Source organism: Lysobacter sp. 1R34A (assembly GCF_051217035.1).
Classification (GTDB): domain Bacteria; phylum Pseudomonadota; class Gammaproteobacteria; order Xanthomonadales; family Xanthomonadaceae; genus Lysobacter.
This window is the reverse complement of the sequence record NZ_JBPKJP010000028.1, coordinates 18,324-42,372: the sequence shown is the minus strand read 5'-3', so window position 1 is coordinate 42,372 and position 24,049 is coordinate 18,324. Positions and strand designations below refer to the sequence as shown.

General features: G+C 68.4%; 23 protein-coding genes and 1 pseudogene. 12 read left to right on the top strand and 12 right to left on the bottom strand.

The genetic code is table 11. The annotated features are described in order from the left end of the window. The 3 genes from ACSAMQ_RS09300 to ACSAMQ_RS09290 form a co-directional block, all read left to right on the top strand. A partial coding sequence (locus ACSAMQ_RS09300) for a tetratricopeptide repeat protein (protein ID WP_435395373.1) occupies nucleotides 1-1,981 on the top strand: 1,981 nt, incomplete at its 5' end. Then, nucleotides 1,978-2,721 carry a sensor histidine kinase gene (locus tag ACSAMQ_RS09295; protein ID WP_435395372.1) on the top strand — a complete coding sequence of 248 codons (744 nt, stop codon included), beginning with the start codon at nucleotides 1,978-1,980 and terminating at the stop codon, nucleotides 2,719-2,721. The genes ACSAMQ_RS09300 and ACSAMQ_RS09295, both read left to right, overlap by 4 nt. Nucleotides 2,722-2,759: 38 nt before the next feature. After that, entirely contained in the window at nucleotides 2,760-3,410 is a 651-nt protein-coding gene (locus ACSAMQ_RS09290) for a response regulator (RefSeq protein WP_435395371.1), read from the top strand. Between the two features lie 275 nt (nucleotides 3,411-3,685). Here ACSAMQ_RS09290 and ACSAMQ_RS09285 read toward each other — a convergent pair whose 3' ends face one another. Further along, complete coding sequence (locus ACSAMQ_RS09285; protein WP_435395370.1) at nucleotides 3,686-5,233, bottom strand: amidase; 1,548 nt, start codon at nucleotides 5,231-5,233, stop codon at nucleotides 3,686-3,688. A 221-nt stretch (nucleotides 5,234-5,454) separates the two neighbouring features. Between ACSAMQ_RS09285 and ACSAMQ_RS09280 the strand changes: the two genes are divergently transcribed. After that, nucleotides 5,455-5,874: an H-NS histone family protein gene (locus ACSAMQ_RS09280; protein WP_435395369.1), complete on the top strand. Its 420-nt coding sequence runs from the start codon at nucleotides 5,455-5,457 to the stop codon at nucleotides 5,872-5,874. Between the two features lie 46 nt (nucleotides 5,875-5,920). On the opposite strand, the gene ACSAMQ_RS09275 is transcribed toward ACSAMQ_RS09280, so the two are convergent. Together ACSAMQ_RS09275 and ACSAMQ_RS09270 are read right to left on the bottom strand one after the other, a co-directional pair. Then, the gene (locus tag ACSAMQ_RS09275; RefSeq protein WP_435395374.1) at nucleotides 5,921-6,553 is read right to left on the bottom strand and encodes a LysR substrate-binding domain-containing protein; all 633 of its coding nucleotides are present in this window, start codon (nucleotides 6,551-6,553) and stop codon (nucleotides 5,921-5,923) included. 75 nt (nucleotides 6,554-6,628) lie between these two features. Continuing rightward, nucleotides 6,629-6,751 (bottom strand): annotated as a pseudogene (locus ACSAMQ_RS09270) (LysR family transcriptional regulator); the annotation flags it as partial. A 30-nt stretch (nucleotides 6,752-6,781) separates the two neighbouring features. On the opposite strand from ACSAMQ_RS09270, the gene ACSAMQ_RS09265 reads away from it, so the two are divergent. Further along, complete coding sequence (locus ACSAMQ_RS09265) at nucleotides 6,782-7,366, top strand: lipocalin-like domain-containing protein (protein WP_435395368.1); 585 nt, start codon at nucleotides 6,782-6,784, stop codon at nucleotides 7,364-7,366. 64 nt (nucleotides 7,367-7,430) lie between these two features. Continuing rightward, entirely contained in the window at nucleotides 7,431-7,775 is a 345-nt protein-coding gene (locus ACSAMQ_RS09260) for a 5-carboxymethyl-2-hydroxymuconate Delta-isomerase (RefSeq protein ID WP_435395367.1), read from the top strand. Between the two features lie 69 nt (nucleotides 7,776-7,844). On the opposite strand, the gene ACSAMQ_RS09255 is transcribed toward ACSAMQ_RS09260, so the two are convergent. From ACSAMQ_RS09255 to ACSAMQ_RS09240, 4 genes are all read right to left on the bottom strand, one after another. Then, entirely contained in the window at nucleotides 7,845-8,486 is a 642-nt protein-coding gene (locus tag ACSAMQ_RS09255) for a GNAT family N-acetyltransferase (protein ID WP_435395366.1), read from the bottom strand. Between the two features lie 434 nt (nucleotides 8,487-8,920). After that, nucleotides 8,921-9,691, bottom strand: a complete 771-nt coding sequence (locus ACSAMQ_RS09250; protein ID WP_435395365.1) for an SDR family oxidoreductase — start codon at nucleotides 9,689-9,691, stop codon at nucleotides 8,921-8,923. A gap of 137 nt (nucleotides 9,692-9,828) precedes the next feature. After that, nucleotides 9,829-10,776, bottom strand: a complete 948-nt coding sequence (locus tag ACSAMQ_RS09245; RefSeq protein WP_435395364.1) for a LysR substrate-binding domain-containing protein — start codon at nucleotides 10,774-10,776, stop codon at nucleotides 9,829-9,831. An 89-nt stretch (nucleotides 10,777-10,865) separates the two neighbouring features. Beyond that, on the bottom strand, nucleotides 10,866-11,141 hold the full coding sequence (locus ACSAMQ_RS09240) for a sigma factor-like helix-turn-helix DNA-binding protein (protein WP_435395363.1): 276 nt from the start codon (nucleotides 11,139-11,141) through the stop codon (nucleotides 10,866-10,868). Between the two features lie 175 nt (nucleotides 11,142-11,316). Here ACSAMQ_RS09240 and ACSAMQ_RS09235 point away from each other — a divergent pair, with 175 nt between their 5' ends. From ACSAMQ_RS09235 to ACSAMQ_RS09225, 3 genes are all read left to right on the top strand, one after another. Beyond that, on the top strand, nucleotides 11,317-11,796 hold the full coding sequence (locus ACSAMQ_RS09235; protein WP_435395362.1) for a carboxymuconolactone decarboxylase family protein: 480 nt from the start codon (nucleotides 11,317-11,319) through the stop codon (nucleotides 11,794-11,796). An 85-nt stretch (nucleotides 11,797-11,881) separates the two neighbouring features. After that, entirely contained in the window at nucleotides 11,882-12,292 is a 411-nt protein-coding gene (locus tag ACSAMQ_RS09230; RefSeq protein WP_435395361.1) for a cupin domain-containing protein, read from the top strand. A 69-nt stretch (nucleotides 12,293-12,361) separates the two neighbouring features. Beyond that, on the top strand, nucleotides 12,362-13,249 hold the full coding sequence (locus ACSAMQ_RS09225) for an RNA polymerase sigma-70 factor (RefSeq protein WP_435395360.1): 888 nt from the start codon (nucleotides 12,362-12,364) through the stop codon (nucleotides 13,247-13,249). A gap of 9 nt (nucleotides 13,250-13,258) precedes the next feature. Here the strand turns inward: ACSAMQ_RS09225 and ACSAMQ_RS09220 are convergent, their stop codons facing one another. After that, nucleotides 13,259-14,149 carry an AraC family transcriptional regulator N-terminal domain-containing protein gene (locus ACSAMQ_RS09220; protein ID WP_435395359.1) on the bottom strand — a complete coding sequence of 297 codons (891 nt, stop codon included), beginning with the start codon at nucleotides 14,147-14,149 and terminating at the stop codon, nucleotides 13,259-13,261. Between the two features lie 135 nt (nucleotides 14,150-14,284). Here ACSAMQ_RS09220 and ACSAMQ_RS09215 point away from each other — a divergent pair, with 135 nt between their 5' ends. Then, the gene (locus tag ACSAMQ_RS09215; protein ID WP_435395358.1) at nucleotides 14,285-15,040 is read left to right on the top strand and encodes an SDR family NAD(P)-dependent oxidoreductase; all 756 of its coding nucleotides are present in this window, start codon (nucleotides 14,285-14,287) and stop codon (nucleotides 15,038-15,040) included. Here the strand turns inward: ACSAMQ_RS09215 and ACSAMQ_RS09210 are convergent. Further along, nucleotides 15,028-18,537, bottom strand: coding sequence for a NahK/ErcS family hybrid sensor histidine kinase/response regulator (locus ACSAMQ_RS09210; protein WP_435395357.1), 3,510 nt, complete (start codon nucleotides 18,535-18,537; stop codon nucleotides 15,028-15,030). The genes ACSAMQ_RS09215 and ACSAMQ_RS09210 overlap by 13 nt on opposite strands. A gap of 395 nt (nucleotides 18,538-18,932) precedes the next feature. On the opposite strand from ACSAMQ_RS09210, the gene ACSAMQ_RS09205 reads away from it, so the two are divergent. Both ACSAMQ_RS09205 and ACSAMQ_RS09200 read left to right on the top strand, forming a co-directional pair. Continuing rightward, on the top strand, nucleotides 18,933-20,522 hold the full coding sequence (locus tag ACSAMQ_RS09205) for a proprotein convertase P-domain-containing protein (protein ID WP_435395356.1): 1,590 nt from the start codon (nucleotides 18,933-18,935) through the stop codon (nucleotides 20,520-20,522). A gap of 513 nt (nucleotides 20,523-21,035) precedes the next feature. Then, the gene (locus ACSAMQ_RS09200) at nucleotides 21,036-22,274 is read left to right on the top strand and encodes a trypsin-like serine peptidase (protein ID WP_435395355.1); all 1,239 of its coding nucleotides are present in this window, start codon (nucleotides 21,036-21,038) and stop codon (nucleotides 22,272-22,274) included. A 593-nt stretch (nucleotides 22,275-22,867) separates the two neighbouring features. On the opposite strand, the gene rpmG is transcribed toward ACSAMQ_RS09200, so the two are convergent. From rpmG to ACSAMQ_RS09185, 3 genes are all read right to left on the bottom strand, one after another. Continuing rightward, complete coding sequence (rpmG, locus tag ACSAMQ_RS09195; RefSeq protein ID WP_031370656.1) at nucleotides 22,868-23,032, bottom strand: 50S ribosomal protein L33; 165 nt, start codon at nucleotides 23,030-23,032, stop codon at nucleotides 22,868-22,870. 13 nt (nucleotides 23,033-23,045) lie between these two features. Continuing rightward, nucleotides 23,046-23,282, bottom strand: a complete 237-nt coding sequence (gene rpmB / locus ACSAMQ_RS09190) for a 50S ribosomal protein L28 (RefSeq protein ID WP_057916198.1) — start codon at nucleotides 23,280-23,282, stop codon at nucleotides 23,046-23,048. Nucleotides 23,283-23,709: 427 nt separating this feature from the next. Further along, on the bottom strand, nucleotides 23,710-24,045 hold the full coding sequence (locus ACSAMQ_RS09185) for a lipid-A-disaccharide synthase N-terminal domain-containing protein (RefSeq protein ID WP_435395354.1): 336 nt from the start codon (nucleotides 24,043-24,045) through the stop codon (nucleotides 23,710-23,712). Nucleotides 24,046-24,049: the final 4 nt, after the last annotated feature.

Sequence of the window (24,049 nt, the reverse complement as noted above, 5' to 3'; positions counted from 1 at the left end):
GGGCGCGGCCTTGCAGGCCTGGGCGGCGAAGCCGGACACCGTGCGCGCGCTCGCCTTGCCGTCGGCGATCGCGCTCGCCTTGCCCGACGCCAAGGCGCTCGATGCCTACGGCGCCGGCCTGCTGGCGCGTCGCGAAGGCCGCCTGGGCGATGCGCTGGACCAGTTCGGCCTTGCCACCGCCGCCGCGCCCGACTACGCCATGGCCTGGCTCGCGCAAGGCGAAGCCGCCATCGCCATCGGCGAGCAGGACACTGCCTTCGAAGCGATCGAGCGCGGCCAGGCCGTGGCCGGCATCGGCGAACGTCTGCGCCGCCGGCTCGACGCCGAACACGCGCTGCTGCAGGGCGACCCGCCCAAGGCGGTCGCGGCCTGGCGCGAATGGCTCGCCAGGACCCCGGACGACAGTTACGCCGAACTCAATATCGCCCGTGGCCTCGGCGCCGGCGGCGATTTCAAGGCCGCGGTAGCGGCTTTGTTGCGCCTCGCCGAGCGCGACGCCGACGACCCGCGGGTGTGGTTCGAGCTGGGCAAGTTTTCGATCCTGCAGGGGCAGGCGCGACGCGCGGTCGACGAGTATCTGGTGCGCGCGCTGGTGCTGTTCAAGCGCAGCCGCAACCTCGGCGGCGAGGCGGAAACCGTCAACGCGCTCGGCGTCGGCTACGGCCGTCTCGGCCAGTCGGCCGACGCCGCCGAGCAATACCGCAAGGCGGTGGACCTGCGGCGCGCGCTCGGTAACCGCCGCGGCGTCGCGACCAGCCTGCGCAACCTCGCCAACGTGCTCGCCACTTCCGGCAAGTTCGACGAAGCCGGCGCCGCGCTGGCGCAGGCGCGCGCGCTGCATGTCGAACTCGACGATCGCGCCGGCCTGGCCGCGGTCGAGAACGAACTCGGCCTGCTCGCCGAAGAGCGCGGCGACTACCCCGGCGCGCTCGACGCCTTCCGCCGCGCCCTGCAGGCCTGGCGCGAAGTCGAGGACCCGCACGGCACCGCGCAGGCGCTCAACAACATCGGCTTCGCCGACTATCAGCTCGGCGCCTACGACGACGCCCAGGTGTACTGGCAACAGGCCGCCGAAGCCTATGCCGCGTTGGGCGAACAGACCGGGCGCATCCGCACCGAACAGAACCTCGGCCTGCTCGCGACCGCGCGCGGCCAGTGGGGCCAAGCGCGCCGCCTGTTGCAGCATTCGCTGAGCGCGGCCGAGCAGCAGCAGATGCTGGAAGAGGTCGCGGTGAGCCGGCGCAATCTCGCCGAACTGGAACTGCTGCAGGGCCACTACGGCGCGGCGATCGGCCAGGCGCGCCAGGCCGGCGAATTGTTCCGGCAACGCGAAGACGTACGCGGCCAGGTCGACGTCGACCTGCTGCGGGTGCAGGCCCTGATCGAGGCGCACGCCTGGGCCGAGGCGCGGCGCCTGCTGGACGAACAACGCCAGCCGCTCGCCCAGGCTTCCAGCGAGCAGCGCGCGATCGCCCATCTGTTGCAGGCGCAGTTGGCGATGCGCGAAGGCCGCGCGGCACAGGCCGCGCCGGCCCTGCGCCAAGCGCTCCGGCTCGCCGAGGCCTCCGGCGTGCGTCAACTGCAATTGCAGATCGCGCTGGAGCAAGCCCGCGCCGACCGCGCCGACCGCGCGCTGGAACGTGGGCTCGACCGCGCCACCGCCAGCCTCGGCCACGCCGGCCTGCGCCTGGCCTGGCTTGAGCTGGCGATGGGCGATGCGTTGTCGGCCGGCGATCCCGCCGCCGCCGCCGCGCACTACCGCGAGGCCGTGCAGCGCCTGCGCGACGGCGATTTTCATCGCGCCCTGGCGCTGCACCGGCTCGGCGCGCGCGCCTACGCCGCGGTCGGCGACATCGCCGGCGAACGCAGCGCACGCAACAAGGCCGATGCCGCGCTGAAGATCTTGCGCGATGGATTGCCGCAGGCCCTGCGCGCCGGCTTCGACCGCGTCGAGTCGGCGCCGGGCAAGGAAACCCCATGAACCGTTCCGATCCTACCGAGCCGGACCTGTCGCTGGATCGCATCCGCGATCAGTACCGCAGCCTGCTGCAGCGCCTGGAAGCCAACGAACGCAAGTTCCGCCGGCTTGGCCGCTCGGTATGGCGCGTGCAGGAAGACGAACGCCGCCGCCTCGCGCGCGAACTGCACGACGGCATCGGCCAGAACCTGACCGCGCTCAAGCACCGCCTGGTCCAACTCGGCGAGGGCTTGTCCGACGAGCAGCGCGCGCGCCTGCAAGCGGCGATCGCGCTATGCGCCGACACGCTGGAAGACACCCGCGAACTCTCGCGCCTGCTGCGTCCGCCGATCCTCGACGACCTCGGCCTGGAACCGGCGCTGCGCTGGCTGGCGCGCAGCCAGAGCGAAGCCAGCGGCATGGAGATCGCGATCGAGATCGAAGACTTGCCGGCGCTCGACGGCGATCTGCAGACCCTGCTGTTCCGCGTGGCCCAGGAAGCGCTCCACAACGCGGCCAAACACGCGCAGGCACGGAGTGTGCTTTTGCGCCTCGTCGCGCGCGGCGGCCTGCTGCAGTTGCAAGTCGTCGACGACGGTTGCGGTTACGACCCAGATGCGGTCGCCGCATCCGGCGGCTGCGGCCTGGGCGGCATGCGCGAACGCTTGCGCCTGTACGACGGCAGGCTCGAAATTCATTCCGTGCTGGGCGAAGGCACGCGTTTGCGCGCGGTGCTGCCGTTGCCGTCCGCCGCCGACGCTTGAGACTTGACGGCGGCGAAGCCGACGCGCACCTTGCCCGCATGACGAGCTTCGCCATTCGCGTTCTGATCGCAGACGACCACACTCTCGTGCGCGAGAGTCTCGTGAGCTTGTTGCAGGCCGACGGCGCGATCGAAGTCGTGGCCCAGGCCGCCGACGGCCTGGAAACCGTCGCCCGCGCGATCGCCACCCGCCCCGACATCGTCGTCGCCGACATCTCGATGCCTAGCCTCAACGGCATCGAAGTCGTGCGCCGTTTGCGCGAGGCCGTGCCCGGCACCCGCGTGCTGGTGCTGACCATGCATCAGGAAGAAGAATACGTATTGCAGGCGGTGCGCGCCGGCGCGTCCGGCTACCTGGTCAAGGACAGCGCCGCCTCGGAACTGCTGGCCGCCGTGCGCAGCCTGCATGCCGGCCGCACCTATTTCGGCCCGCAGGCGGCCAAGGCCATGGCCGAACAGATGCGCCACCCCGAGCGCACCGTCGAAGACCCCTACGGCCGCCTGACCCCGCGCGAACGCGAAGTGTTCCATCTGATCGCCGAGGGCCTGACCACCAAGGAAATCGCCCGCAAGCTCGACATCAGCGCCAAGACCGCCGAGAACCACCGCGCCCGGGTGCTCGACAAACTCGACGTGCGCAACACCGCCGAACTGGTGCGCTACGCCCTGCGCAAGGGCTTGCTCGACTAAGCGTGCCCCGTGACACACCTAGCACCGCAACTTTGCGTGTCGCGACGAGCCTTCAGCACGCCCAGGGTAGGAGCGGCGCGAGCCGCGACCGCGTCCCCTCACGTCGCTTCGTTACCGCGACACACCGCCCCATTGCTCATGCAGTACTGCGATACCGCAGGATCGAAACTAGGCGGCGCGTAGGAGATTGCTGCGCTATCGGATGACCGAACTCACAGCGGATCGTCTTCCGACAAGGTCGAGGGCCGGCAGGAGGCAGGCATCGGGCCTTGGCGCTAAGCCCCATAGCCAGGCGGCGCCTGGAAACCGCCAAGCTCTTGTGCGATCAGCCGGGCCACTTCGATGGTGGTTCGATCGCCATATTCCGGGCCGATGATCTGCAGGCCGATCGGCAGCCCGGCGTTCGACAGTCCACTCGGAAACGCTGTGCTCGGCAAATAGGCGGCGGTCGCAAGGCCGATCCAGAAGTAATGCTCGTAGTGCGAAGTCGATGTGTCGTCGACGGCGAGCACTCTTTCGGGCTTGGGGCGATGGTCGTGTGCGTAGGCCGTTGTTGCCGAGATCGGGCATATCACTACGTCCCAGTCGTCGAAGAAGGCGCGCCATCGCAATCGGTCATTGGTGCGCGCTTCGTCGTGATCGGACCAGCTCCGATGGTCCAGTACGCGGGCGCGCATCAGCACCGCCAACGGCGACTCGTCGTCCGCATCGAGCTCCGCGGCCAGGCGCTGATTAACGCAATAGTATTCGTCGGAAAGGCCGACGAGCCCGGTCGAGGCCAACAGGTTCAGATAGGTGTGGTGCGATTGCCTCGGAGAGATTTCGGGACGCGCCAGGTCGGAAACTATCGCGCCCGCGCGAGCGAGAACCTCTCCGACCTCCTGCACGCGATCCGATATCTCGACCGAGGTGGCGACGAAATCCTCCCTCGGCCAGATCGCAACGCGCAGGCCTCGTAACGTGCGTGCCTTCGGCGGCGGAAGCGCCAGTCTCCATCCCGGCGACCGGAACCGGTCGGGACCCGCCACGACGTCCAGCGCCAACGCCAAGTCTTCTGCGCTTCGTCCCATCGGGCCGACGACATTGAGATCCGGCGCGGATGCGACGCCAAGGGGATTGTGGCCGAGCGTGGGAACGATGCCATACGTGGGCTTGTGTCCGTACACGCCACAGAAGTGGGACGGGTTTCGGATCGACCCACCGATATCGGAGGCGAATTCCAGGCCGGTCAAACCGGCCGCGAGCGCGGCGGCCGATCCGCCGGAAGACCCGCCCGGCGACCGCTGCGTATCCCAGGGGTTGTTGGTGATGCCATAGAGATCGTTGTAACTCTGCCAGTCCCCGAGTCGCAGCGGGACGTTGGTTTTCCCGATGAAAAGGACACCGGCCGCTTTCAGGCGCTCGACCACCGCGGCGTCGTTCCGGGCGAGATGGTCGCGTTGCTCCGGCACGCCCCAGGTCGTCGGCAACCCGGTAACGTCGAAGGCTTCCTTGATCGTCATCGGGACGCCGTGCAACGGTCCCAACCGGTGTCCCCGGGCAAGCGACTCGTCCGCCGACCTTGCCGCTTCCAAGGCGCGTTCGAAATCCCTCACCACGATGGCATTCAACGCTTCATCGAACCGCTCGATGCGCTCGATGTAGTACCGAGTAAGCTCGAACGAGCTGATTTGTTTTCGCTGAATCAGCTGCGCCAGGTCGGTCGCCGACGAAAATGCCAGCGCTCCGGTTGCGAGGTCATTCTGCGCCGAGGCCGAAGGGCTGCCGGATGAGGCTGCAGCGCCCGACGCCCCAGGAAGGTCGCGCCCGGAAATCGGAGTCATGATGGCCCTGCGTGTAGGTCGGCGGTCTTCAATCGAGGCGTTGCCGCTCCTGATTCTCGCTTGCTTATCCTGCTTTGGCGAATTTTAACGGGTACCCCCACGGCCGCAACGGGCCGCAACCCCCTAGGTCCTGGCCGTGGAAACCATCCCGGAGCGCATTTTCCAGGGGTTATCGGCATGTGGCTTGACAGGCCGATGGCTATGGCCGGACCCTTTGCGGCATGAATATCGATATCGAAAAGCTCAGCCTGTCGGAACTGACCTCCCTTCTGACTGCCGCCGAGCGGCGGAAACAGTTGATATCCAGTCGTCGCCCCATTGCCCAGGTGCGTCGAAAAGTGATCGCGCTCGCCGCTGAGTGCGGTTATACGATCGACGAGCTTTATGGGGATCGGCCGGTCGCCGAGGCGGCTCCCAAGAAGCGCTCGCCGCGTCGGAAGACGGGCAAGGTGGCGGCCAAGTACCGCGATCCGGACAACAAGCGCAACACCTGGTCGGGGCGTGGGCGGATGCCGCGTTGGCTGGCGCAGAAGACCAAGCACGGCCGCAGCGTCGCCGATTTTCTGATCCCCGGTTTGGCCAAGCCCACCGCACGCAAGAGCAGTTCGATCGGGCAGAAGACGCTCGTCAAGCAAGGCTGACGCGTCGTTCGCGACGCTTGAAGAAGCTTGTGCGTGCTGAGCCCCTTCACTGAAAGGCCAGCGCGAGCACCCGCAGTGCATCGCGCGTTCGCCGGTCGCTGAGGTTGCTGTAGAGCATCACGTCCTGCGAGCGAATCGGCGGCAGCGACAACGGCCCCCCGACGTCGACCGTGCCCGGGGGCGCCGCGCGCCGCGCCAGCAGCGCCACCGCGAGGCCGGCGACGGCGGCGGCGCCGAGGATCGCGGCGCCTTTGCCGACGAACACTTCGCGCCATTCGACGCCGGCCCGGTCGAGCGCGCGTACCGCTTCGATGCGGATGCGGCAGGACTCGCCTTGGGTCGCCAGCGGCAGCGGTTGGCCGGCTCGCGGCTCCCAGCCGGTCGCCGCGAACCACGAAAAGGATTCCGCGAACACGATCTTGCCTCGCTTGCCGCGGTCCTCGGGACGCAGCACCAGCACGGCGTCGAGTTCGCCCCGCTCCCGGGCTTGCATGAGGTCCTGGGTGCCGCCGATGCGAATCTCAACCAGAAGTTTCGGATCGTGGTCGCGCATCTGCCGCAGCAGCAGCGGAAGTTCGCTGCCGACCAGTTGCTGGTTGATGCCGATCGCCAGCCGGCGCGGTTCGGTCTCGAAAGCCGCAATCGCGCGGTCGTGGGACGACACCAGTTCGCGCGCCACGCCGAGAAAGGCCAGTCCTTCGGCCGACAAACGCACATGCCGCGGCGTGCGTTCGAGCAGGCGGCGGCCGAGCTGCCCTTCCAGGCGCTGCAGCTTGAGGCTGACCGCGGACTGGGTCGTGCCCAGTACGTCGGCCGCGCGGGTGAAGCTCTGCAGGTCGGCCGCCAGCAAAAAAGCCCTGACCGCGTCCACGTCCATCGCCTTCGTCTGCATGGATTCGATTTTGAAATGACAGATATCCTTTTAGATGCGTTTTTCATATCGATCAAGCGGCTTAGCATGGACCCGTCGATTCCGACCCATAAAGGACTCACCGCGATGAAATCATTGACCGGCGTATTCGCCGTCATGCTGGCGGGGCTGGCCGTCCGCGACGCGCCGCAGCCGGCAAGCGTCTTTCCTCTGCAAGGCACCTGGACCCTGGTCGCGGCGGACAAGCGCCTGCCGGACGGGAAGACCGTGCGCGACTACGGCGAGCACCCGAAGGGCCGGCTCATCGTCGACGCCGGGGGACGGTACTCGCTGCAGATCTTCAAGTCCGAGCGCCTGCGTTTCGCCAGCGACAGCAAGGCCGACGGCAGCGCCGACGAATTCAGGTCTGCGGTCCTAGGCAGCAGCACCCACTACGGCAGGTTGGCGATCGACGAACACGCGGGCGTGCTGGCGTTCTCGATCGAAGGTTCGTCCTTCCCAAATTGGGAAGGCACGACCCAGAAGCGCCGGTACCGGTTGGATGGCGCCGAGTTGCGCTACCAGGTACCGCCGCGGGCGGATGGGAGCATCCCGTTGTCGGTGTGGCGCCGGCTCGATTAAGCCCTGCCGTGTTCGGTTCGGAGGCGTTCGCGCCCCGATTCACTCATCTACCGTTGGAGCCGGCATGCCGCACTTCGTAATCGACTGTTCCGGGCAACTGCTTCGGATTCACAGCGAAGAATCGATCATCACTCGGGTGCATCGAGTGGCGAACGCTTCGGGTCTGTTCGATGAATCGGATATCAAGGTCCGCATCCGCCCCTACACCCTCCAGGCCGTAGGCGGCGGACGCGAGGATTTCATTCACGCCTTCGTCTGGATCATGCAGGGACGCAGCATCGAGCAACGCTTGGCCTTGTCGAAGGCCATCGTCGGCGAGCTGGCCGAGATGTTCCCAGAGCTCCCTCGCATAGCCGAGAACATCGCCGAGTTCGAACGCGCGACCTATTTCAATCGCACGATGCTATAGCTCGGCAGTTGGCGTCCGCGCGAGGGTGGCGTCCGCCGTTGGCCTGGAACGGCTTCGAGACCGGTCCGCTCAGGGCTCCGGAATGACCGCGGCAGCGAACGGTGCGAGCACCGACCAGCCCAGGTTCGCATACAGGCCGCGGCCGTCTTCGGTCGCGACCAGGAGCGGCCGGCTGGCAGAGGATCGCTTCGCGCTGCCCAGCGCGACCATCACCGCGACGCCGAGGCCTTTGCGGCGGTGGTCCGGCGCGGTTTCGATCCGATCGTAGACGAAGGCGTCCGCGGTTTCCGCCGCGCAGCCGGTCGCGGCCAGGTCGCCGTTCGGCGCGACGACGTTGGCGCGGGTGACCGGGCCGGTTCGATGCAGTTCGATCCGATACCCGGTCGGCAGCGGCTTGGGATCGGGGTTCGCCGCGGCCGTCGTCATCAGATAGTTCGCGGGCTGGATCTCCCAGCGGGCCGGCAGTGCGCTTCGCAGCTCCTCGTCGGTGCCGCACAGCTTCAGGTAGTGCCGGGGCGCGGCGATCTCGCGGGCGATTTCGCCCAAGCCATCGCACAGCCGCGGGAACACCCAGCGCCTGGTTTCCTTTTCCGAGTGGGTATCCACGCGAAAGCCGCCGCGGTCGTGCACGGGGGCGGGAGCGCCGCGGGCGACGCAATGCGCGGCCTGCCAGGCGAGCAGGAGTTGCGGGTCGATGCGGAATGCGGTCATGGCTAGTGTCGATGAGATTCGGTGGAGGGGTATTCTCCGGCGACCGAACGCACCGTGCCAATGCCGACACGCAGCCGCGACGTCCCCCGTAGCTTTCGACTAGAGCATGGGCCTGTCTCCGAAGTTGAGATCACGGCAGGGATAGGACGCCAGGCTGCCTCGAGCAAGCCGTGCAGGCGGGAGCACTCCGCAGCGCCCGTATGCGGATCGCATGGCGGCAGATTCGCGGTGTGGCCGTAGGCGTACTCAAGATCGGCCTGTTGCGGGCTCGGCCGGCCCGCAGCGGTCGTGCTTCACAAAGACCGGCTTCGGTCCGCATCGCCTGCTCGTGGCGGCTGCGATGCTGCGCAACCGCCACGACAGGGCCGAGGTGGTGGCGAGCCCCGTGGCTTTTAGGCCGGCGATGGAATCGATGAATGCGCCGGCGGGCGGCGTTACGTTCGCGGCGCCGCCTGTGCGTATCGCGACTGCGCGAACCAGGCTTCGAAGTCCAAGGCGCCCTGCCAGGTCGGGCCGGCGGGCACGAGCGTGTCGCGCTGCAATTCCGCGCCGAAGTAGCGGGCATCGGGATCGCTGAGGACCGTTCGCGGGTCCTGTATGGCTTTCATGAAGCGCCCGACCAGGTCGGCCAGCGGTTCGCGTACCGGGCCGGCGATCTCGACGATGCCGTTCGCCGGAGCCTGCAGGGCCAGGCGTGCGACTGCGTCGGCGACGTCGGTCGAGGCGATCGGTTGGACCAGGGCGGCAGGAAGGCGGACCGTTTCGCCGTCGGTGCCGGACTGGATGATGCCCGGCAGGAACTCGAAGAACTGCGTCGAGTGCACGATCGTGTAGGCGAGGCCGGATTCGCGTATCAACTGTTCTTGGGCGAGCTTGGCGCGAAAATAGCCCGAAGCCGCCAGCTTTTCGGTGCCGACCACGGACAAGGCCAGATGATGGACTACGCCGGCGCGGGCCTCGGCGCGCGAAAGGTTGCCGCCCGCGGTACGGAAGAAGTCCATGGCGGCGGCGTCTTCGAAAGACGGCGAGTTGGCCAGGTCCACCACGGTGTCGGCGCCGGCCAAGGCCGCGTCCAGTCCTTCGCCGGTCAGGACATCGACTCCGGTCGAGGGCGCGGCGGCGACGACTTCATGCCCTTGGTTGCGCAGTTGCGAGACCACCTTGCTGCCGATGAGTCCGGTACCGCCGATCACGACGAATTTCATGTGTCACCTCTATGGTTGATGGAGCGGGGCGATGTCTCCGGCATGGAGGCATCGGATAGTCGATAAGCACGCCGGTGCTCGCGGGTCCACGTCGTTGGCCGCGCGCCCGGCTGCGCGGTGTTGCCTGCCGCGCCGAATCAGGTGGCGGCTCCCGCGGGTTCCTGGCAGGCACTCGCTTCCGAACTCGCGCGGGCCCGCATGCGCGGACCATCGACATGGAGATCGAGATTCAAAGCGCGTATGCGCACGGTGGCGAAGTCGATGAAGGCACGAATGCGCTTGGGCAATTGGCGCCGGCTCAGGTAACACAGGTAATGCCCGCGATCGTCCGGTGCGAACCGGTCCAGGCAGGTCAGCAAGCGTCCCGCTCGCGACGCATGGCAGATCTGGAACGCGGGCATCTGCGCCAGGCCATGGCCGTCCAGCACCGCCTGGAGCGCCAGGTCGTCGTCGTTGAACACCAGTTCGGCCTGGGGCGTCGTCGCGTGCGGGCGGCCGTCGAGCGTGAAGTCCCAACTCTTCAGGCGGCCGTTCGGCAATCGGCGGTTGATGCAGGCATGCGCCTGCAACGCGTCGGTCGTAGCGGGCAGGCCGTAGCGTCGCGCGTAGTCGGGCGAGGCGCAGACGAACATCCGCATCGGGACCAGTCGCTTGGCGATCACCTGGCTGTCGTCCATGCGGCCGTCGCGAAACGCGACGTCGATGCGATCGACCGCGAGATCGGCCGGGCGATCGTCCAGGATCAGTTCCACGCCGATTCCGGGGTGGCGCAAGCGGAATTCGGTCAGTAGCGGCGCGACGACGTTGCGCCCGAATCCGAGGCTCGCGCCGATCCTCAACTGCCCGCGCGGCGGGCCCTCGCGCAGGTCGCGCATTGCGTCCAGGGCCTGGGTGATGCGTTCCACGCCGGGGCGACAGTTCTCGAAAAACAGCTCGCCTTCGCTGGTGAGCGAGGTGAATCGTGTCGTGCGCAGGAACAGGCGCGCGCCGACTTGTCCCTCCAGCTTCTGGACGCTGCGGCTGACCGCAGAACGGCCCACGCCCAGCCGATCCGCCGCACGCGCGAAACTGCCTTCGGTGGCCACGGCGATGAAGGCGACGACACCGGCATAGCTCGCCGAGAAACTGCACGACAGCGGATCCTGGCCGTCGACGGCGACCTGCAGCACGGCGCTCATGAATGCGACGCCTCGTCCCGATCGCCGGATGGACGGCGCCTGAGCGCCAAGGCATGGACACGAGCTCGCTCGACATGGGCGCGACAGAGGTCCTCGGGCTGACCGATCAGCTCGGCGATGTCGACGTAGCTGGTCTCGAAGACCTCGTGCAGCACGAACGCCGCCTGCGCCTCGGGCGCGAGCGCATGCAGCGCAGCCAGGAACTCCAGCCAGACGCGCTCGGCGTTCGACGGCGCGGCCACGGGGTTCGATTCGCCCAAGGGAATGCTCATTCCCCAATGGTCGTTTCAGCGCGCGCGCTTGTGACAAGACCGGCGCATTGGTGCGATGCGCTCAACACGGCGCGTCCGTCGCGGTGCCTACCGGGCAAGCGCCGGGCTGCTTAGGCTGGATGCCTGCCGTGCGGCTTCAGGCCGCCTTCTCCCAGTCCTTCAAGGAACTTCCGTCATGAGTCAGCGTCTCGATTACCAGCAGCAATCCCCCGCCTTCTTCAAGAAGCTGATCGATTTCAGCATGCAGGCGGACAAGTCGACGATCGAGCCGACCGTTCGGCACCTGGTCGAAATCCGCGCGTCGCAGATCAACGGCTGCGCGTTCTGCCTGGACATGCACGTCAAGCAGGCCAGCCTCCACGGCGAGCGACCGCTGCGCCTGCATCATCTCGCTTCCTGGCGCGAGTCGACGCTATTCATTCCGCGCGAACGCGCCGCCCTGGCATGGACCGAAGTACTGACGCAGATTCCGCCGCAAGGCGTGCCGGACGATATCTACGAGCGCGTGCGTACTCAGCTGTCCGAACAGGAGATCTCGGACCTCACCTTCATCGTCATGTCCATCAATGCCTGGAATCGCGTCAACGTCGCGTTCCGGCCCGTGCCAGGCAGCCGCGACCAGGCATTCGGCCTGGACAAGGCGAACCTGAGCTGATCGGACGTCGGCCGGCGCCAGAGCGGCGTCGGTCGGTCGGCCGCATTCGCACGCCGCTCGCGGGCGGACACACCAAGGAGTTTCCATGCGCATCCATCCTTCATTGAGTCTGCTGCTTCTGCTGGCGCCGGGAATCGTTTCGGCCCATGGCCCCGGCCCGAACGTCCCGGTGCCCTCGATCGCCTCGTTGATGACCCGGGCCCTGCCCGAGTACCCCGGCAAGGAAGTATTGATGCTCGAGGTCGAGTACCCGCCCGGGGGCGCCGATCCAGTTCATCGCCACGATGCGCACGCGTTCGTCTATGTCCTCGAAGGTTCCATCGTGATGGGCGTGGCCGGCGGCGAAGAGGTAACCCTGACCGCGGGGCAGACCTTCCATGAAGCGCCCGGCGACGTGCACACGGTTGGACGCAATGCCAGTCGGGACAAGCCGGCCAGGTTCGTGGTCGTGCTGCTGAAGGATGCGGACAAGCCGGCGCTGATTCCGGTCCCCTGAACCGGGTGGGCCGGCAGCCGGCCGCAGGCGGCATGTCACAATGCGGCCTGCTGCCCCGACCTAACTGGCATGGAAGGCGCTACCCATCTCTTCACCCGGTTGCAGCCGCGCCTGCGCGGCATTGCCTATCGGATGCTCGGATCCTTGGCCGAAGCCGAGGACGTGGTCCAGGACGTGTGGCTGGCTTGGCACGACGCCGATCGGCAACGTATCGACGACCCGGAAGCGTGGCTGGTCACCACCGCCACGCGGCGCTCGATCGATCGCTTGCGCCGTGCGCGCACCGAACGCCAGCAGTATGCGGGCATCTGGTTGCCGGAGCCGGTGCTGACCGATGCCGCCGCGTCGCCGGAAGCGTTGCAGGAGGCCGCCGGCGATTTGTCCATCGCGTTCCTGATCGTGCTGGAGCGGCTCGCGCCCGAGGCGCGTGCCGCTTTCCTGCTGCGCGAAGTCTTCGATGCCGACTATCGCGACATCGCCGCGACGCTCGACAAAAGCGAGGCCGCGTGCCGCCAGATCGTGCACCGCGCCAAGAGCCAGCTGCGCGAGGAACGTCCGCGCTACGTGGTCTCGGCCGAGGCGCACCAGCGTTTGATGAGCCGCTTCGCCGAGGCCTTATCCAAGGGCGATCTGCGGCTGATGAAACAGATGATGGCCGAGTCGGCGACCTTGATCGGCGACGGCGGCGGCATCGTTACCAGCTTTCCCGAGCCGATGGTCGGCGGGCCGCGTATCGCCCAACTGTTGTTCGCGGCGACCCTGCGCCATAAGCACGATCTGCGTATCGAACTGGCCTCGATCAATGGCCGCCTGGGCGTGCTTCGCTATATCGGCGAGCAACTCGAATCGGTGCAGTCCTACGAGACCGACGGCAAGCGCATCTTGCACATCTACGTGCAACGCAATCCGGAGAAACTGCTGCGCATCGCCGCCGAGCGCCCCCGCCTCGCGAACTAGAGCCGGCGCTCATGCCGGCGTGCGCGCCTTGTTTTTCGCCGTCCGGGTATCGCGCACAGGCGGCAGGCCGAACGCGCGGCCGTATTCGCGGGTGAATTGCGGGACGCTTTCGTAGCCGACCGCGAACGCGGCGCTGCTGGCGCTGACGCCCTCCGACAGCATCAGCCGCCGGGCCTCGATCAGGCGCAGCTGCTTCTGGAACTGCAGCGGCGACAGCGAGGTGACCTCGCGGAAATGTTGGTAGAACGAGGACGGGCTCATGCCGGCGGCCGCGGCGAGGCGTTCGACCGGCAGCGGTTGGGCGAACTCGGCGCGCAGTACGGCCACCGCGCGCGCGATGCGCTGAGCGTTGCCGTTGGGCCAGCCCAGGCGACGGATCGCGGCGCCGTGCCGGCCCAGCAGCAGCCAGTAATGCAGTTCGCGCAGCAACTGGGTCTGCAGCACCGGTATCGCCGCGGGGCGGTCGAGCAGGCGCATCAGGCGCAAGGCCGCATCGGCGACTTCGCTGTCGGTCGGCTCGACCCGCACCGGGAAGCGGTCGGCGCTGGGCGCCGCCTGCATTTCCGTGGCCAGGTCCGCGATGACCGCGGCGTCGAGTTCCATCACGAAGGACAGGTAGGGCGCGGCGGCGCTGGCCTGGGTGATCTGACTGACGGTCGGCACGTCGGCGGCGATCAACAGCGAGTCGCCGGCGCCGAAGGCGAAGCTCTGGGAGCCCATGGCGACCTGCTTGCTCCCTTGCAGGACCAGGCAGACCAGCGGCCGCGGGATTTCGTGGAGCAGGCCGCTGGGCGCGGTGGCGCGGATCGCGGCGAGGCCGGGGATCGGGGTGCGGGCCAGGCCGGCCGAATCGGCGTGGGCCTGGGCGTAATGGGCGAGGGTATCGAGAAGAGTGGTCACGGAGGCGAGCCTACTGCGTCGCTGCGACGGCACGGGCCAGCCTGGAGGATCAGGCAAACAAGGCCGAGATTCCAGCAACCGGCGGCGGGACGCGGGTCCGATAGTGGCGCCCTCATTCGTCCCAGGAGCCGCCCCATGAACCAGATCGCCCTCGTCACCGGCGCCAGCCGCGGACTCGGCCGCAGCACCGCACTCAACATCGCCCGCCAGGGCGGCGACGTCGTCCTCACCTACCAGCGCCGGGCCGAGGACGCGGCCGCGGTGGTCGCCGAGATCCGGGCGATGGGGCGCAAGGCGGTGGCCTTGCCGCTCGACACCGGCGACATCGACGCATTTGCGCCATTCGTGCAGAGCTTGCGCTCGGTGTTGCAGGACACCTGGCAACGCGAGACCTTCGATCACCTGGTCAACAATGCCGGCCACGGCGACTATGCGCCGTTCGAGCAGACCACGCAGGCGCAGTTCGACCGCCTGGTCGACGTCCACTTCAAGGGCGTGTTCTTCCTGACCCAGGCCTTGCTGCCGCTGATCGCCGACGGCGGCCGCATCGTCAACCTGTCGACCGGGCTGACCCGCTTCTCAGCGCCGGGCTGGTCGGCGTATGCGGCGGCGAAGGGCGCGGTCGAGGTGCTGACCCTGTATCTGGCCAAGGAACTCGGCAGCCGCGGCATCGCGGTCAACACGGTGGCGCCGGGCGCGATCGAGACCGACTTCTTCGGCGGCGCGGTGCGCGACACGCCGGAGTTCAACCGCCACTTCGCGCAGATGACCGCGCTCGGCCGGGTCGGCCTGCCCGACGACATCGGCCCGATGATCGCCGGCCTGCTGTCCGAGCAGAACCGCTGGGTCAACGCGCAGCGGATCGAGGTCTCGGGCGGTCAGGCGATCTGAGGCGGCGGCCGCAGCCTGACCTGCGCGGCCTGCTTCTGCGCGGCCAGGAACGCGCGCAGCGACGCCGGCTTGATCGGCTTGGTCAGTACCCGGCAGCCGCGTTCGCGCGCGGCGAGTTTGAGCGCATCGCTGCCGTCGCCGGTCAGCAGTGCGGCCGGCAACACGACGCCGAGACGTTCGCGCAGGGCGTCGATGGTGGCCAGGCCGTCGAGGCGGTCGTGGAGGTGGTAGTCGACCAGGGCGACGTCGGGGTTTTGATCGAGCAGCGCCAGCGCATCGTCGACGGTCGCCGCCAGCAAAGCGGTAGCGCCCCAGCGGTCGAGCAGGGCGCGCATGCCGTCTAGGATCTCGCGGTCGTTGTCGATGCACAGCACGCGCAGGCCGGACAGGGAATCGGCCGCCGCCGAATTCGCCGGTTCGGCGACCGGCTGGGCGCGCTGCGCCTGGCCGCGCGGCACGGTGATCGAGAACACGCTGCCGCGGCGGATCTGCGAGCGCACCCGCAAGGGATGGTCGAGGGTGCGGGCGATGCGCTGGCAGATCGACAGGCCCAGGCCGAGGCCGCGTTCGCCGCCGCTGCCGGGCTGATCGAAGCGGCGGAACTCGTCGAAGATCTGTTCGAGGTGATGCTCGGGAATGCCCGGGCCGGTGTCCCAGACCTGCATTTCGATCCGGCCCGGTTGCGAGGGGTCGCGATGCGGGCGCAGGCGCGCGGCCAGCAGCACGCCGCCTTCGCGGGTGTAGCGCAAGGCGTTGGCGAGGAAGTTCTGCAGCGCGCGGCGCAGCAGGCGGCGGTCGCTGCGCACCGGCATCGAGGCCTGGGCCAGGCGCACCCGCAGTTCCAGGCCGCGGCCGGCCGCGCTCGGCGCGTATTGCGCGGCGAGTTCGCGCAGCAGTTCGCCGGCGTCGAAGTCGGTCAACTCCGGGCGCAACGCGCCGGCGTCGAGGCGCGAGATGTCGAGCAAGCCGTCGAGCAGGTCTTCGGCGGCGCGCAGCGAGGCGTCGACTCTTTCGGCCAGGCGCCGTTGCTCGCCGATGTCGTCGCTTTCGCGCAGGGCGGTGGTGAACAGGCGCGCGGCGTTGAGCGGCTGCAGCACGTCGTGGCTGACCGCGGCCAGGAAGCGGGTCTTGGACTGCTGCGCCGACTCGGCTTCCTGGGTGCGTTGCTCGACGCGTTGTTCGAGAGTCTCGTTGGCTTCGCGCAGCGCCTGTTCGGCGCGCTTGTAGTCGGTGACGTCGCTATAGCTGGTGACGTAGCCGCCGCCGATCAGCGGGCGGCCGACCATCTCGATGACCTGGCCGTTGGCGCGCACGCGCTCGAACACGTGCGGCGCGCCGGCGCGCAGGTGGGCCAGGCGGCGGCCGACCAGTTCCTCGATGGTCTGTTCGTCGAGCGGGCCGGTGCCCATCTCGCCGCGCTCGGCGTTCCAGCGCAGCAGGTCGCCGACCGGACGGCCGACGTAGAGCATGCCGTCGGGATAGTCGAAGAGTTCCTGGTAGCGCCGGTTCCAGGCGACCAGGCGCATTTCCGGATCGACCACGCTGACGCCCTGGCTGATGTTCTCCAACGTGGTCGACAGCACCTGGCGGTTGAAGCGCAGTTCCTGGTTGGCCTCGTCGAGCAGGGCCACCACTTCGCCGAGTTCCATGCCCGAGCCGCGCAGGGCGCTGGTCAGGGTCAGGCGCGCCGAGGCCGCGCCGATCGCCGCGGCCAGCAGGCGTTCGGTGAACTGGGCCAGGGCGCGGTCGGCCGGCTGCAGCGGCAGCCATTCGCGGCCTTGCTGGTGGGCGTAGTCCTCGAACGCGCGGCGCGCATGGCGCTCGCCGACGATGCGTTCGGCCAGCGCGAGCAGCTCGCCGCTGCGCACGCTGCCGGCCCAGCCGCCGGGGCCGAGCGCGGGGCGGCGCACGTAAGGGTCGAGGAAGGGGGCGGCGAGCAGCTGGTCCTGCAGGCGCGGGCGCTGCCGCACCGAGATGAACAAGAACGCGCCGATGTTGAACAGCAGCGACCAGAAGGTGCCGTGGGTGAGCGGGTCCCAGCCGACCAGGCCGAACAACTGCTCCGGGCGCAGCCAGACGATGTCGAGCGGGCCGGTCGCCAACCAGTCGCCGGCGATCCAGCCCCCGCGCGCGAGCGCCGGCAGCAGCAGGGTGTAGATCCACACCACGGTGCCGGCGAACAGGCCCGAGAACGCGCCCGAGCGGCTGGCGCCGCGCCAGTACAGGCCGCCGATCAGCGCCGGGGCGAATTGCGCGACCGCGGCGAAGGCGAGCAGGCCGTGCTGGGCCAGGCCGTTCGCGCCGAGCGAACCGCGGTGATAGGCATACGCCAACAGCGCCAGCATCACGATGGTGATGCGCCGCACCCACAGCACCTGTCGGTCGATGCCCTGGCTTTCGTTCAAGGCGCCGCTGCGCAGCAGCAGCGGCACGACGAGGTCGTTGCTGACCATGGTCGACAGCGCGACGCTGGAGACGATGACCATGCCGGTGGCGGCCGAGAAACCGCCGATGTAGACCATCAACGCCAGCGCCTGCTGGTCGAACTGCAGCGGCAGCGCCAGCACGTAGGTGTCGGGGGAGATGCCGCTGCCGGCGAGCACGGCCTGGCCGGTCAGGGTGATCGGCACCACCAGCACCGTGATCAGCGCCAGATAGCCGCCGAACAGCCAGCGCGCCGCGCGCAGGTCGTTCGGGTCCTGGCACTCGACCACGGCGACGTGGAACTGGCGCGGCAGGCAGATGATCGCGGTGAACGCGAGCAAGGTCTGGGTGATGAAGCCGGCCGGCAGGCCCGGCTGGGTCACCACCTGGGCGGCCTGCTGGATTCGCTGCGGGAAGTTGCCGAGGCCGGGCAAGTGGACCAGCGCGAACACGCCGATGGCGATGAAGGCGATCAGCTTGACCAGCGACTCCAGCGCGACCGCGAGGACCATGCCGTGGTGGTGCTCGGTGGCGTCGATCTGGCGCGTGCCGAACAGGATCGCGAACACCGCCAGCATCATCGCCACGTAGAACGCCGGGTCGGCGAGCAGGCCGCCGTCGGACGGCACCCCGGCCAGCACCTCCACGCTCATCGCCACCGCCTTGAACTGCAGCGCGACGTAGGGCACCGCGGCGGTCAGCGCGACCGCGGCGACCAGCGCGGCCAGGCCGGGCGCGCGGCCGTAGCGCGAAGACAGGAAGTCGGCGATCGAGACGATCCGGTGTTCGCCGGAGATCAGCACCAGGCGTTCGAGGATGCGCCAGCCGAACGCCAGCATCAGCAGCGGGCCGAGGTAGATCGGCAGGAAGCCCAGGCCGGTGCGCGCGGCGGTGCCGACCGCGCCGTAGAAGGTCCACGACGAGCAGTACACGGCGAGCGCGAGCGAGTACACCGCGGTGCGCAGCCAGCGCGCGCGCGGCGTGCGTTCGCGCTGGTCGCCGTAGTAGGCGACCGCGAACAGCAGGCCGACGTAGCCGGCCGATACCAGCAGCAGAATCCAGCCTGGGACCAAGGGCGCGGGTTCGGAATCGGTGAAGTCGGTCGAGTGTACGGCCTGGGCGCGCGGGCCGGACCGGCGCCGGGCTTCGACTTTGGCCGCGGGTGGTGGAGGCGCGGCGGCGGCCTGGGCCGGAGCTGGCGCGCCAGGACCCGGGCGGACCGCGCCGCACCGCCGGCACGCTCGCGCTGAGGCCGCGGTCAAGATTCGGCGATACGGCCGCGGACGGAACCACTGCGATCACGGTTTCGGCCGGGGCGATCTGAGAGCGTGCTGCGGCGCCGGCCCCCGCCGTGCGCTCCGACTCGTCATCCCCGGCGTCTGCACCGCGACGCTGTGCCGCCTTATCGGCGGCCGACCGCCGTTGCGACTGCTTTGCGCGCCATCGCCGCTCCAGGAGGGACACCGCAATGAAGTCCGGAACCACGAAAACCTTCGCGCCCACCTTGCTCGCCGTCGCCCTGGCCACGGGCCTGGCCTTGTCCTACGTTCCGCAGGCCGCCGCCGTGTCCGCGCCCGCGCCGCTCAAGATCGCCGAGCAGCGCAGCACCGACCTGCGCCTCGGCGCCGGCGGCAAGGCCGCGTTCGAACCGGTCGAGATCCGCACGCCCGACGCGGCCTTCATCAAGGTGCATTTCGACCGCTTCTCGCTGCCCGAGGGGGTGATGCTCGAAGTCGCCAGCCCCGACGGCCGCGAGGTCTACCGCTACGGCAATACCGAGCGCGACCGCCATACCGTCGCCAAGGACCTCGGCCAGGACGGCCGCCAGAGCTTCTCGGCGATGTCGATCGGCGGCCCGGTCGCGGTGCTGCGCCTGGTCGGCACGCCGCGCGAGCCGTGGAACTCCGGACACGGCGTGGTGGTGACGCGTTATCTGGAAGGCTATCCCGAGGCGATGCTCGGCGAATTGCAGGATGCCGATCTGCTCGGCGGCCAGGTCGGCACCAAGTCGATCTGCGGCGTCGACGACAAGAAGGCCGCGGCCTGCTACGCGAGCAGCGACGCCACCGCTTTCGATCGCTCGCGCCCGGTCGCGCGCATGCTCAGCAGCGGCGGCAGCCTGTGCACGGCGTGGCGCGTCGGTCCCGACAACCGCATGTTCACCAACAACCACTGCATCAACACCGCCGCGGCGGTGGCCGGCGCCGAGTTCTGGTTCAACTATCAGCTCAGCAGTTGCGGCGGCAGCCAGGGCACGGTGACCAAGGTCGCCGGCGACCAGATGCTGCGCACCGACGCCACCCTCGACTACACGCTGTTCACGGTCAAGAACTTCGCGACCATCTCGAGCTTCGGTTATCTCGGCCTCGACGTGCGCGCGGCGACCGCGGGCGAGGGCTTGTTCATCTCCGGCCATCCGGGCGGACGCATGAAGGAACTCAGCGTGGTCGACGACCGAAACGGCGGCGGCAGCTGCCGCGTCGATTCGGCCAACGTCAACGGCAACGGCACCAACACCGACATCGGTTATTACTGCGACACCGAAGGCGGCAGCTCGGGCTCGCCGGTGATCGCGCGCTCGACCCGCAAGGCCATCGCCCTGCACCACTTCGGCGGCTGCCTGAATTCCGGCGCGAAGTTCTCGTTGATCTGGCCGCAAGTTTCGACCCACTTCGGCGGCGTGGTGCCGGACGGCGACACCGGCGGCCCGACGCCGGGCCCGCGCTTCGAGAACGCCACCGACTATGCGATCAACGACAACGCCACCGTCGACAGCCCGCTGACCGTGAGCGGCGTCGCCGGCAATGCCCCGGCGACCTTGAAGGTCGAGGTCGCGATCGTGCACACCTACCAGGGCGACCTGAAGGTCGACCTGGTCGCGCCCGACGGCAGCCTCTACAACCTGCACAACCGCAGCGGCGGAAGCGCCGACAACATCAACGCGACCTATACGGTGAATGCGTCGAGCGAAGTCGCCAACGGCGTGTGGAAGCTGCGCGTCAACGACAACGCCGCGCAGGACGTCGGCAAGATCGACCGTTGGGCCCTGCAGTTCTAAGCCACGGTGGAGGCGCGGCCCGCACGCGCGGGTCGCGCCTCACATTTCGCCTGTAAGAGCGGCGTAAGCCGCGACCGCGATGTCGCCGGTTGCGACGAAATCGTGAAGCATCGTGTCGCGGCTCGCGCCGCTCCTACAAAGACCGCACGCTCCATCATTGTCCGGTACCTGCGGGGTAGGAGCGACGCAAGCCGCGACCGCGGGATGGCCGGCCGCGTCGCCATCCTGAGGCGGCGTGGTCGCGGCTCGCGCGGCTCCTACCTGGGAGCACTGCACGAAATCCGCGCCATCCGCCGCCGCGAACGCGTTCAGCTCATGCGCACATACCCGCTGCGCGCTCGATTCAAGTTCCGCACATCCGCGCCGCGAATCCGATCGCGGTCACGTTTGCAGGCTATTTCGAGCTTGCTTGAAGCATTTGTGCGGCGCTCGCGCTGTGCAAGCTCGTGTGCGGCGCATGCGCGGCGTTCGCAGTCGCGCACAGAGCGCCGGATCGGAATCTTAGGAGACGACATGACCATCGCAAGGATTTCGCCGCAGGCTTTCGGCCTGTTGATCGGCGCCTGCCTGTTGACCGCCACCGCCTTCGCCGCCGAGCCCCGCCCCGCGCCGCTGACCGCCGGCCAGACCCGCGCCGTCGACCTGCGCCTCGGGCCGCATTCGGGCCTGTCCAAATCGGCGTGGTCGCGTCCGGTGCGGATCGGCACGCCCGATGCGGCCTTCATCAAGGTGCACTTCGAACACTTCGATCTCCCCGCCGGCGTGACCCTGCAGGTATCGAACCCGCAGGGCACCGAGGTCTATCGCTATCGCCAGGGCGAGCTGGGCCGCCACACCGTCGATGCCGCGCTCGGCGAGGACGGCAAGACCCGGTTCGGTGCGATGTCGATCGCCGGCAACACCGCGGTGCTGCGCCTGACCGGCACGCCGGCCGAGCCGTGGGCGCCGCGCCACGGGGTGCGCGTGAGCCGTTACGACGAAGGTTTTCCGCAGGAGCTGATGGGCGAATTCAGCGAGGCCGGCCTGCTCGGCGGCGACGTCTCGGCCAAGTCGATCTGCGGCGTCAAGGACAGCCGCCCGGTCGCGTGCTACGCCGGCACCGACGCGACCGCGGTCGCGCGTTCCAAGCCGGTCGCGCTGATCCTGCTCAACGGCACCAAGTGGTGCACCGCCTGGCGCGTGGGCGCCGACAACCGCATTTTCACCAACAACCACTGCCTCGACAGCGCCGCCGACGTGGCCGCGTCCGAGTACTGGTTCAACTACCAGGCCACCACCTGCGCGGGCACCACCAGCGGCACGTTGACCAAGGTCGCCGGCGACAAGTTGCTCAAGACCGACCAGACCCTGGACTACAGCCTGCTGACGGTGAAGAACTTCGCCGCGATCTCCGGCTTCGGCTATCTCGGCCTCGACGTGCGCAAGCCGGTGCTCGGCGAAGAGATCTACATCAGCGGTCATCCCGCCACGCGCATGAAGGAGTTGTCCGTCGTCAGCGATCGCGACGGCGGCGGCCGCTGCAAAGTCATCGACGCCGATGCCGATGGTTACGGCACCAACACCGATGCGGGCTACTACTGCGATACCGAAGGCGGCAACTCCGGCTCGCCGGTGCTGGCGCGCTCCTCGCACAAGGTCGTCGCGTTGCACCACTTCGGCGGCAACTGCAATCTGCAGGCGCCGAACCGAGGCGTGAAGATGCAGCTGATCTGGCCGCAGGTGAAGACCTTCTTCAACAACGTGGTGCCCTGAGCGGCGATCACAGCGCAGCCGTGCGGATGGACGCACGGCTGCGCGTGCTGAGCCGGTTGCGAGAGGCGCTGCGCGCTCCCCTGCGTCATCCCCGCGAAGGCGGGCTGTGCTTCACCTCGGCGGAGCCGAGTACCCAGGGCTTTACCGAGGCATTGCGTTGAAGTCTCTACGGCCCGGCCAGAGCGCCCGGCGCCTCGGCGCTCACGGATGCGCGGGCCGGTGGCTCGCAAGCGCATCCATTCACCCCTGCCTTCGCGGGGGTGGCGGCTTTGGAGAGATGTTGAGGGAATGATGCGCGACCCCCCGACCCCGACCCCGACCCCGACCCCGACCCCGAACCCGACCCCGAACCCGAACCCGAACCCGAACCCGAACCCGAACCCGAACCCCGAACCCCGAACCCCGAACCCCGAACCCCGAACCCCGAACCCCGAACCCCGAACCCCGAACCCCGAGTCCCGAGTCCCGAGTCCCGAGTCCCGAACCACCAGGCCAAAAAAAACCCGCCACACGGGCGGGTTCCTTCTGAAGGCTTCGATCTCCGCTTTCGCGGAATGACACAGGCGTTCGCGCTAAGCGCGAACGCGCCAGCATCACTTGATCTTGCCTTCCTTGTAGATCACGTGCTTGCGGACGACGGGGTCGTACTTCTTGACCTCCATCTTCGCCGGGGTGTTCTTCTTGTTCTTGTCGGTCGTGTAGAAGTGACCGGTGTTCGCCGTCGAGATCAGGCGGATCTTGTCGCGCTTGGAAGCCATGGGTCAGTCCTCCTCAGATCTTTTCGCCGCGGGCGCGGAGCTCGGCGAGAACGGAGTCGATGCCGTTCTTGTCGATGGTGCGCAGGGCATGGGCGGAAACACGCAGCTTCACCCAACGGTTCTCACTGGCGACCCAGAAACGGCGCTCGTGCAGGTTGGGGAGGAAACGGCGGCGGGTCTTGTTCATGGCATGCGAGACGTTGTTGCCAGTCGTCGTTCGCTTGCCCGTTACTTGGCATACGCGGGACATTACGCACCTCGAAAAGGTCTGTGCTTCCCTTGGCCAGGGAGGCGGCGGCCCCGATGCCGGCATTCGAACGAATGCACGCATCACGCGACACGGGTCAGGATTGAAAACCGCTGCACCGTGGCGGGCCGGAATCGCGTTTCCGGGTCCGCCCGGACACCCCTAGGGGCAAGCCGGACGCAGCGAGCCGCGCATTATGCCGGCAAATTCAAGCCGGAACAAGCACTTGGATCGGCCGGGGGGCGAACCACGGCAGTCCGGGCTAGGCGCGGCGCCAGCCGCGACCGCGGAGCGGCTGGTCGGACGGAACGGGCCGGGAAAGTCCGACGAGCACGGGGGCGCCGCCGTGGCGCGGTAGGCGTAGGGCGCAGGCGCGGCTGGCGCTGCCCCTACCCTGAGCACGCTGAAGTCGCAATCCTGCTTGAGACGGTTAGTGGCCGTTGCGGTCGCGATGCCAGCCGCGGTGCTTGATGTCCAGGTACAGGCTGTAGGCGGCGGTGAAGGCCGGGAACAGGTTCTGGATCACCCCGACCGAGTCCTGCTTCTGCGAGAACACGAAATAGCTCAGGGTCATGACGCTGCCGACGAGGCTCATGTACCAGAACGCGCGCGGGATCACCGGCTTGCCCTGGCGCTTGCTGGCGATGAACTGGACCAGCCAGCGGCCGCCGAACATAAAGGCGCCGACCAGGCCGATCAGCTTCCACGGCGACATATGCAGCCCGGTCCAGGCCAGCCAGGCGATCGGGGAGTTCATGAAGTCCATGGCG